7 protein-coding genes are annotated in these 8,383 nt (G+C 44.7%); 4 read left to right on the plus strand and 3 right to left on the minus strand.

All coding sequences use genetic code 11. The features are described from left to right. Positions 1 to 119 precede the first annotated feature (119 nt). The gene (locus HFM85_RS15865) at positions 120 to 572 is read right to left on the minus strand and encodes an Hsp20/alpha crystallin family protein (RefSeq protein WP_173739182.1); all 453 of its coding nucleotides are present in this window, start codon (positions 570 to 572) and stop codon (positions 120 to 122) included. Between the two features lie 467 nt (positions 573 to 1,039). Here HFM85_RS15865 and HFM85_RS15870 point away from each other — a divergent pair, with 467 nt between their 5' ends. Beyond that, positions 1,040 to 2,671 (plus strand): glycoside hydrolase family 36 protein, encoded by a 1,632-nt coding sequence (locus tag HFM85_RS15870; RefSeq protein WP_173739183.1) that lies wholly within the window; start codon positions 1,040 to 1,042, stop codon positions 2,669 to 2,671. Positions 2,672 to 2,750: 79 nt separating this feature from the next. Here HFM85_RS15870 and HFM85_RS15875 read toward each other — a convergent pair whose 3' ends face one another. Continuing rightward, positions 2,751 to 3,596 (minus strand): AraC family transcriptional regulator, encoded by an 846-nt coding sequence (locus tag HFM85_RS15875; RefSeq protein WP_173739184.1) that lies wholly within the window; start codon positions 3,594 to 3,596, stop codon positions 2,751 to 2,753. 196 nt (positions 3,597 to 3,792) lie between these two features. Between HFM85_RS15875 and HFM85_RS15880 the strand changes: the two genes are divergently transcribed. The 3 genes from HFM85_RS15880 to HFM85_RS15890 all read left to right on the plus strand — a co-directional run bounded on the left by HFM85_RS15880 (position 3,793) and on the right by HFM85_RS15890 (position 6,505). Next, the gene (locus tag HFM85_RS15880) at positions 3,793 to 3,948 is read left to right on the plus strand and encodes a hypothetical protein (RefSeq protein ID WP_173739185.1); all 156 of its coding nucleotides are present in this window, start codon (positions 3,793 to 3,795) and stop codon (positions 3,946 to 3,948) included. Between the two features lie 247 nt (positions 3,949 to 4,195). Continuing rightward, the gene (locus HFM85_RS15885) at positions 4,196 to 5,320 is read left to right on the plus strand and encodes an aldo/keto reductase (protein WP_173739186.1); all 1,125 of its coding nucleotides are present in this window, start codon (positions 4,196 to 4,198) and stop codon (positions 5,318 to 5,320) included. 93 nt (positions 5,321 to 5,413) lie between these two features. Beyond that, positions 5,414 to 6,505 carry a PTS transporter subunit IIC gene (locus HFM85_RS15890; protein WP_173739187.1) on the plus strand — a complete coding sequence of 364 codons (1,092 nt, stop codon included), beginning with the start codon at positions 5,414 to 5,416 and terminating at the stop codon, positions 6,503 to 6,505. A 290-nt stretch (positions 6,506 to 6,795) separates the two neighbouring features. Here the strand turns inward: HFM85_RS15890 and HFM85_RS15895 are convergent, their stop codons facing one another. After that, positions 6,796 to 7,884, minus strand: coding sequence for a DnaJ C-terminal domain-containing protein (locus tag HFM85_RS15895; RefSeq protein WP_173739188.1), 1,089 nt, complete (start codon positions 7,882 to 7,884; stop codon positions 6,796 to 6,798). Positions 7,885 to 8,383 lie beyond the last annotated feature (499 nt).

An 8,383-nucleotide genomic window follows, 5' to 3' on the forward strand; every position in this document is an offset into this window, starting at 1 on the left:
CTAAAGATCTTCCCTCCCCCTGCATAGCAGGGGGTTTATTTTTACTGTCACACAAAAAGAGGAGGAAGGGAATCTCTGTGGATTCCCTTCCTCCTGTGAAAGTGAGTAATTGCTATCATTTATCCTTCAATAGAGATGTATTTATCTGCTTCAATCTCTTCAGCTGCTTTCTTAGGAAGAGAAAGTCTCAGAACACCATTCTCAAATTTCGCATGTACATCTTCGTTCTTTACGCCGCTGCCGACATAGAAGCTTCTGCTGGAACTTCCTGCGTAACGCTCGCGGCGGATGTAGTTGCCTTTCTTATCCTGTTCATCTTTATCAAGGCCTTTCGCTGCGGAGATGGTAAGGTATCCATCTTTCAGCTGTACCTGTACTTCGTCTTTCTTAAATCCAGGAAGATCAACATCCAGTTCATATCCCTTGTCTGTCTCACGTACATCGGTCTTCATAATATTCTTAGCATGTTTGCCGTAAAGTGGATTCTTGCTGCTGAATAAGTTATCGTTGAATCCAAAATCATTCATCCAGTCATCAAATAAGTTTTCTCCAAATACACTCGGGAACATCATAAGTCATTTCTCCTTTCAAATTGAAACGCCGTTCCGGTGGATCAAGAGATCCAACTGTTGTCGGTATATATTTACCACAACGGGTTATCCATTGCGGTGATTGATTTGTTCTTTGGAACATCCGGAAGCTCTTTTTTTATCTCTTCCTTTGTTCTATGTGTAATATAACATACATTACTAGCCATGTCAAGACTCGAGTGCTAATTTCACAAATTATTCACAATTAGAGCATAATGGACTTATAATAGGATAAGAAATGCAATACCTTGAGTATATATAGCAATCAGGCGAATATTTGCAATTCTGCAGGGGAATTGATATACTTGCTCCGGTTAAAGAAAAGAAGTGAACATTCTGCAATGTTATAGAAACCTGAAAGCATAGAAAAAAAACAGAAAAATCAATATAATAAAGCTTATAAAATAATATGTGATTTAAGAATATAGGAATATCAGGAGGAAGAGAGAATGCAGGAAAAGTATTTAGAGTTTAAGCTTGGTGCTCCGGATTATGTGACAGTAGAGACAGAAGAGGAAAGGCTGGTATGTCAGGGAGGCAGTTACGCTGTGACAGCTGGCAGCACAACGGTAGAGTTTGAAGATGCAGGTGAACATGAGGATATATTTGTTACATCTGAAGATGCTGTGAAATGTGTAAAGCTGAGATGGAATTACAAGATCCCGAAATCTGCAAGATTTTTTGGCGACGCCTGGGAACGTACATATGGAGATATGGAATGGCATGGAATGAGCGGAAACCGTTATCTTCCATGGTATTTTCTGGCAAAGCTTTCTGAGAAGATCCTTTGCTTCGGCGTGAAAGTACGTCCGTCAGCGATGTGCTACTGGCAGGCTGACACGAAGGGAATCACTCTGTTTCTGGACGTGCGCTGCGGAAATGCAGGAGTACAGTTAAAAGGAAGAAAACTTCGTGCAGCGCAGATCGTATGTATGGAATCACAGAACGCAGGCTCTTTTGAGACAGCGCAGGAATTCTGCAGAAGGATGTGCACAGATCCGATTTTTCCGGAATTTCCTGTATATGGAAGCAACAACTGGTACTACGCTTACGGCGACAGTTCAGAAGAGGAGATTTTAAGTGACACAGATTACATCCTGAAACTGACAGAAGGAGTGAAGAATCCTCCGTTTATGGTTATTGATGACTGCTGGCAGGAGCATCACCGTCTTGATGAGTATAACGGTGGTCCCTGGACAAAAGGAAACTCCAAATTCCCGGATATGAAAGGTCTTGCACAGAAGCTGGTGGAAAAAGGTGTCCGTCCCGGAATCTGGGTACGTCTGCTTCTCAATGAGGACGAAGCGATCCCGGATGAGTGGAGAATTTCCTATAATGACTGCCTGGACCCGTCCCATCCGGATGCACTTGCCTATATCCGCAAAGATATTGAACGTATCTGCGACTGGGGATTTACACTGATCAAGCACGATTTCTCCACCTTTGATCTCTTTGGAAAATGGGGGTTTGAGGCGAATTTAAGAGATAACACAATGGAGAAATGGCATTTTTATGACCAGGGTAAAACAAGCGCAGAGATCGTAAAAATGCTTTATCAGGAAGTGTATGACGCTTCCCGCGGCAACAATGCAGTGATCATCGGATGCAATACCATCGGCCATCTTGGAGCGGGCCTGATGCACCTGAACAGAACGGGTGATGACACAAGCGGCCGCATTTGGGAGCGTACAAAACGTATGGGAGTGAACACACTGGCATTCCGTCTTCCACAGCATAATACTTTCTATCATATTGATGCAGACTGCGTGGGAATTTTCGGAAAGATCCCGTGGGATAAAAACCTCCAGTGGGCAGATCTTCTGGCAAAGAGCGGCACACCTCTTTTCGTATCTGCAATGCCTGGCGCACTGAATCCGGAAGAATTCGAGGAACTGCACCAGATCATGTTGATCGCATCTGAGCAGAAAGAACATTTTGTTCCGCTTGACTGGGAAGAAATCGACTGCCCGGAGGTATGGGGAGAAAACGGCGAAACTGTTACTTATGACTGGTACGATGATGAAGGCCCGACCATGGATGCGACTGTAGAATACTATAATGCGAAGGTAGTTGTTCCGTAAGGCACAGCATTATGCAGTAATTACCGGCAGCAGATCGCAGCAGTATTTTTATAAGATCTGGCTGTCGGAAATACTGCCTCTAGCAGTTCAGAAGATCCTCGGCATGTCTGTATTTCTGCCGGTATTCCTTAGGCGTCATGCCGGTTTCTTTTTTGAAAGCACGTGAGAAGGCAAAAGGATTCTGATATCCACAGGAAACTGCAATATTTGCAATGGGGATATCCGTAACGGTCAGGAAATCTCTGGCAGCGATGATTTTGGCAGAGGTCAGGAAAGCCTGTGGGGTAGTACCCAGATGTTTTTTGAAAAGTCCGTAAAGATGACTGCGGCTGATGTGGAGGTAGTCTGCGACATCTGTCACTGTGATATCCAGAAACGGACTTTTTTTGATGTAATCCACAGCCTGGGCGATGTAAAAATTATCGTTGGATTCCATGGTGGTGTAGGAAGCATGAAATTCTTCCTCCAGCATGGCGATGATTCGGTAAAGACTGCTCTGGATATAAGCTTCGTTGGAAGGTGTCAGCTGGGGATGGGTCATCATTTCACAGATCGTCTCCGCATAGGGAATTATAGAAGTAAGCTGCTGAACCGGATTTTCCAGGGTGAGATGGCAGTGTTCGGAAAGTGCGGCAGCATTTTCACCGTTAAAACAGATCCAGGTATAGGTCCAGGGATCAGAAGGCTCCGCTTTATAAAGCGTGCTGACAACTGGCGGGATAAAGAAGCACTGTCCGGCTTTCAGGGTATATTTCCGGTTATTGATGTAGAAATAGCCCTGTCCTTTCAGAACAAAATGTACGGTATAATAGCGGCGCACCCCTGGGCCGTAGGACTGATCCGGCGTACATTTTTCCCAGCCGCAGGAAATCAGATGAAGTTCTTTTGATGAAGTTTTCCGGTTCATGACCTGCTTATCTTCCATGTTTATCCTGCCTTTCCATATAATATAATGTAACTTTTACATGTTTAGAGGCTGAAAGCAGATCAGCATTCTCTGCTTTGACAGCATTCCTGAAGTTCGATACCATCAGTGTAAAATATTTGATCAGAGGTGTAAAGAATAAAAATGAATTCATTAACAGTAAAAAGAATCCTTATGACTTTTGCCGGGATTTTTTATGGGTGCGGTTGTAGGGGCGGGAACCCTTGTCACTGCATTTTTTATGGGACCGCTGATCGAGTTTTTCAACCGGACGGTGGCAAGGCCGTTTCTTTATGGGAAAGAGGATAAACAGATGCAGAAGCAGAAAAACAAAAGGCAGTTGTCGTGTTAGAAAAGTGCGGCAGCTGCTTTTTTTGTTTACAGACACAAGAACGCTACTGTCTTGACACTTGTAAAAGAAATAGGTTTACTGCTGAAGAAAATACCATTATAATAGGAGAAACGCAGTTTTTTTCCTGTAGTAAAATATAACCGTCCGGGAGATATCAATGTCTGGAATATTGCTTACCAGACGATATAGCAGATGATATAATAATATGGAAAATTTTCCGGAATGGAATAAGAAGGGAGAAAAAAATATGGCATATTTAGGTGAAGAGATCAAAAAACTGGGTTTTGGTCTTATGAGACTTCCGCAGAAATCAGAAGGTGTGATCGATGTGGAGCAGACCAAGGTAATGGTAGATAAATTTCTGGAAGCCGGCTTTACATATTTTGATACAGCATGGGCTTATGCAGGAAGCGAAGATGCCATTCGCGAAGCACTGGTAGAGCGTTATCCGAGAGAAAAATATCAGCTGGCAACCAAGATGGCAGCCTGGATCAACTGCAAGACAAGAGACGAAGCTCTTGCACAGTTTAAAACATCTCTGGAGAGAACAAAAGCCGGATATTTTGATTTTTATCTGCTCCATAACCTTGGAGAGCACAGAACAAAATTTTTCGATGATTACGGTTTATGGGACTGGATCCGCGAGCAGAAAGAAGCCGGCCTGATTAAACATGCAGGATTTTCTTTCCACTCCACACCGGAAGAACTGGAGGCAATTCTTACTGCACATCCTGAGATGGAGTTTGTACAGCTTCAGATCAACTATGCAGACTGGGAGAATCCGGCAATCCAGTCAAGAGCCTGCTACGAAGTGGCCAGAAAGCATGGAAAGCCGGTCATTATCATGGAGCCTGTAAAAGGTGGCATGCTTGCAACACCGCCGGAATCTGTTGAGAAGATCTTAAAGGCGGCAGAGCCGGAAGCATCTACAGCGTCCTGGGCGATTCGTTTTGCAGCTGATCTGGAAGGCGTGATCACTGTACTTTCCGGAATGAGTAACATTGCACAGATGGAAGATAACCTTTCCTTTATGAAAGATTTTAACGGTCTTACTGACAGCGAGAAAGAAACCATCGACAAGGCAAGAGCTGCTATGAGTAAAATTCCTCTGATTCCATGTACAACCTGTAACTACTGTGCAAAAGTCTGTCCGATGGAAATTGGAATTTCCGGATCTTTCACAGCAATGAATTATCTGACACTGTACGGAAACAAGGCTGCTGCAGCTCATCAGGAGGAATGGCTGGTAAGCAGTCACGGCAGAAAGCGCGCAGACGAGTGCGTGAAATGCGGACAGTGCGAGGAAGTCTGTCCGCAGCATATCTCCATCCGTGAGGAACTGGAGAAAGTCAGCGAGACTTTTTGCAAGTAAAGGTTACTGCCGGCAGATAAGATCCTGCGAAATCGGAAGTAATAAAACAACTGATCCGACGGGAAAAGGGTCAGGGTAAGGAGAGAGGTAAAAATGGAAAAATTCAAAGCGTTTCTGAAGCGGAAGGATATCGAGATATCCCTGAAGAGATACGGTATCGATGCACTGGGAGCCATGGCACAGGGACTTTTCTGTTCTCTGCTGATCGGTACGATCATAAACACTATTGGCACACAGTTCCACATTCCGTTTCTGACTATGGCGGTTGCCACAGTCAATGACACCCAGTACACAGTCGGTTCTCTGGCATCAGCCATGAGTGGCCCTGCAATGGCAGTAGCCATCGGTTATGCACTGCATTGTCCGCCGCTGGTACTGTTTTCACTGATCACGGTTGGTTTTGCCTCCAACGCACTTGGCGGAGCAGGCGGCCCCCTGGCAGTACTTTTTGTTGCCATTGTTGCAGCTGAGATCGGTAAGGCAGTTTCCAAGGAGACGAAGATCGATATCCTTGTGACACCGCTTGTTACCATCGGTGTAGGTGTAGGGCTTTCCGCATGGTGGGCACCTGCCCTTGGAAAAGCTGCCATGAAAGTGGGAAGCGTGATCATGTGGGCAACTGACCTGCAGCCATTCTTTATGGGAATCCTGGTTTCCGTATTTGTGGGAATTGCACTGACACTGCCGATTTCCTCTGCTGCGATCTGCGCAGCTCTGGGACTTACCGGTCTGGCTGGCGGTGCTGCAGTAGCAGGCTGCTGTGCGCAGATGGTTGGTTTTGCAGTGATGTCCTTTAAAGAGAATAAATGGGGCGGACTGGTTTCTCAGGGAATTGGAACCTCCATGCTCCAGATGGGAAATATCGTCAGAAATCCAAGGATCTGGATCGCGCCGATCGTTACATCCGCGATCACAGGCCCGATCGCAACCTGTCTGTTTAAACTACAGATGAATGGAACAGCAGTTTCTTCAGGAATGGGAACCTGCGGTTTTGTAGGACAGATCGGTGTGTATACAGGATGGATGAATGATATTGCAGCAGGAACCAAGACTGCGGTTACAGGAATGGACTGGGCAGGTCTTATCCTGATCTCCTTCATTCTTCCGGCAGTCCTCTGCCCGCTCATCAATATGTTTGTGCGTAAGCTTGGATGGGTGAAGGATGGAGATATGACATTGTCATAAAAGAGTTTTGAAAAAAAGAGTATCACAGGATTTTATACTTAACCAAATGCAACTGCGAATACCCGTTTGATGAATGAAGCGGAATGTTAGTAGTTGTTTTATGGCAGTATGAGTGATGTGATACTCTTTTTTATTGGAGAAGGAATATATGCCAACCAGAGAAACTTGCAGAAACATCTAATAAGTAAAGCTGCGTAATGTAGTGGATTACATTACTTTACGTATATTATAACGTCCGTATAAATTTTCTGACTGGCATGGATTTCTTAATAATGAGATGCGAAAAAATCTTACGCTACATGTGAGCTGCTTGCGTTACTTTTTTCCAGGCCGCAGGCCTTGGCATATTCATGAAGCTTCTCTTTTGCAGTATAATTCAGATTCTGCGGAACCTGGATCTGGATGGTTACGTACTGGTCGCCGCGAACTCCCGGATTTTTCATGGAGACGATACCTTTTCCTCTCAGACGGATTTTGGAGCCGGACTGCATGCCTTCACGGATCTTGCAGATCACATTTCCGTAAAGAGTAGGAACAGTAGCCTCACCGCCAAATACAGCTGTTGTATACGGAATGGAAATGGTAGTATAAACGTCAGAGCCTTTCCGCTCATATCCGGGACGAGTGCCAACTGTAACTTTCAAAAGCAGATCACCAGGTTCTCCACCGCCGGTTCCTGGCATTCCTTTTCCCTTAAGACGGATGCTCTTGCCGGTGTCAATACCTGCTGGAATGTGAACCTGAAGTGTCTGCGGTGCGCCGGAACTTCCATCCGGACCGGACAGGGAAATTCGCTTGTCTGCACCGAAAGCTGCCTCATCGAAAGTTACGTTGATGCTGGCCTTCACATCAGAGCCCTTCTGTGCAAAATCCTGCTGATGGAATCCGCCGAAACCGCTGCCACCAAATCCATTGCTGCCAAAACCGCTGCTGCTGTGGAATCCGCTGCCTCCGCCGAAATGGGAATAACTTCTGTTGCTGCCGCCAAAACCGCTGCTTCCGCTATGGCTGCCATGGAACATATTTCCGAAGATATCTCCGAAAATATCATCCATATCTTCACCATTAAAATGAAATTCCTGATATCCGCCATTGGTTCCACCGTGAAATCCGCTGAAGCCGCCTGCACCTGCGCCCGGATCGGCTCCGGCTTCAAAAGCAGCGTGGCCGAACTGATCGTACATTTTCTTTTTCTTAGGATCGCTTAAGACATCATAGGCCTCATTTACTTCTTTAAATTTATCTGCTGCGTCCGCATTTCCGGCGTTGGTATCAGGATGATATTTTTTGGCCAGTTTACGGTATGCTTTTTTTATTGTTTTCTCATCTGCGTTCCGGTCAATGCCCAGAACGTCGTAATAATCTCTTTTTGCTGACATGGTATTCACCTTCCCTTACATAATTATGCTGTCTGTGCGCAGCAGTTCAAAATCCTGTAAAATATAATCTCTGAATTGCTGCATCTGCGTACAAAATTCCCCGGGAATAATTCCCGGGGGATAACTTCAAAATCTTCGGTAAAACTGGTTTGATAAAAAAGTTCTCTCCCAGTTGTTCTATATAGAATATAACACCTAAAACATGAAATGTCAACCCTCTGTCCCGATATAAGTCCAATTCGGACTCATTACAGATATATGATTCTTACAGATTTTTACAGGAAATATGATATAATACTGACATAAAATCCCGGCAGATATCTGATCGGTAAGAACAGATCAGCTTATCAGCAGAAAAAATATCATATTGCCGGGGAATTGCGTTTATCAAACATGCAGCAGAGCAGAAGAATATACAGATATTTGCTTTGCTGACAAAGAAAAAGGAGGTTATTAACAGTTAAATATAAATTATAAAATCATATAAGTACATGTTGAG

The organism is Blautia schinkii (assembly GCF_013304825.1).
Lineage (GTDB): Bacteria > Bacillota > Clostridia > Lachnospirales > Lachnospiraceae > Blautia_A > Blautia_A schinkii_B.

What these genes read in the sequence shown, in the direction of transcription:
- HFM85_RS15875 (WP_173739184.1), bottom strand. Translation starts at nt 3,596, where the DNA reads ATGGAAGATAAGCAGGTCATGAACCGGAAAACTTCATCAAAAGAACTT.
- HFM85_RS15865 (WP_173739182.1), bottom strand. Translation starts at nt 572, where the DNA reads ATGATGTTCCCGAGTGTATTTGGAGAAAACTTATTTGATGACTGGATG.
- HFM85_RS15880 (WP_173739185.1), top strand. Translation starts at nt 3,793, where the DNA reads ATGGGTGCGGTTGTAGGGGCGGGAACCCTTGTCACTGCATTTTTTATG.
- HFM85_RS15890 (WP_173739187.1), top strand. Translation starts at nt 5,414, where the DNA reads ATGGAAAAATTCAAAGCGTTTCTGAAGCGGAAGGATATCGAGATATCC.
- HFM85_RS15895 (WP_173739188.1), bottom strand. Translation starts at nt 7,884, where the DNA reads ATGTCAGCAAAAAGAGATTATTACGACGTTCTGGGCATTGACCGGAAC.
- HFM85_RS15885 (WP_173739186.1), top strand. Translation starts at nt 4,196, where the DNA reads ATGGCATATTTAGGTGAAGAGATCAAAAAACTGGGTTTTGGTCTTATG.
- HFM85_RS15870 (WP_173739183.1), top strand. Translation starts at nt 1,040, where the DNA reads ATGCAGGAAAAGTATTTAGAGTTTAAGCTTGGTGCTCCGGATTATGTG.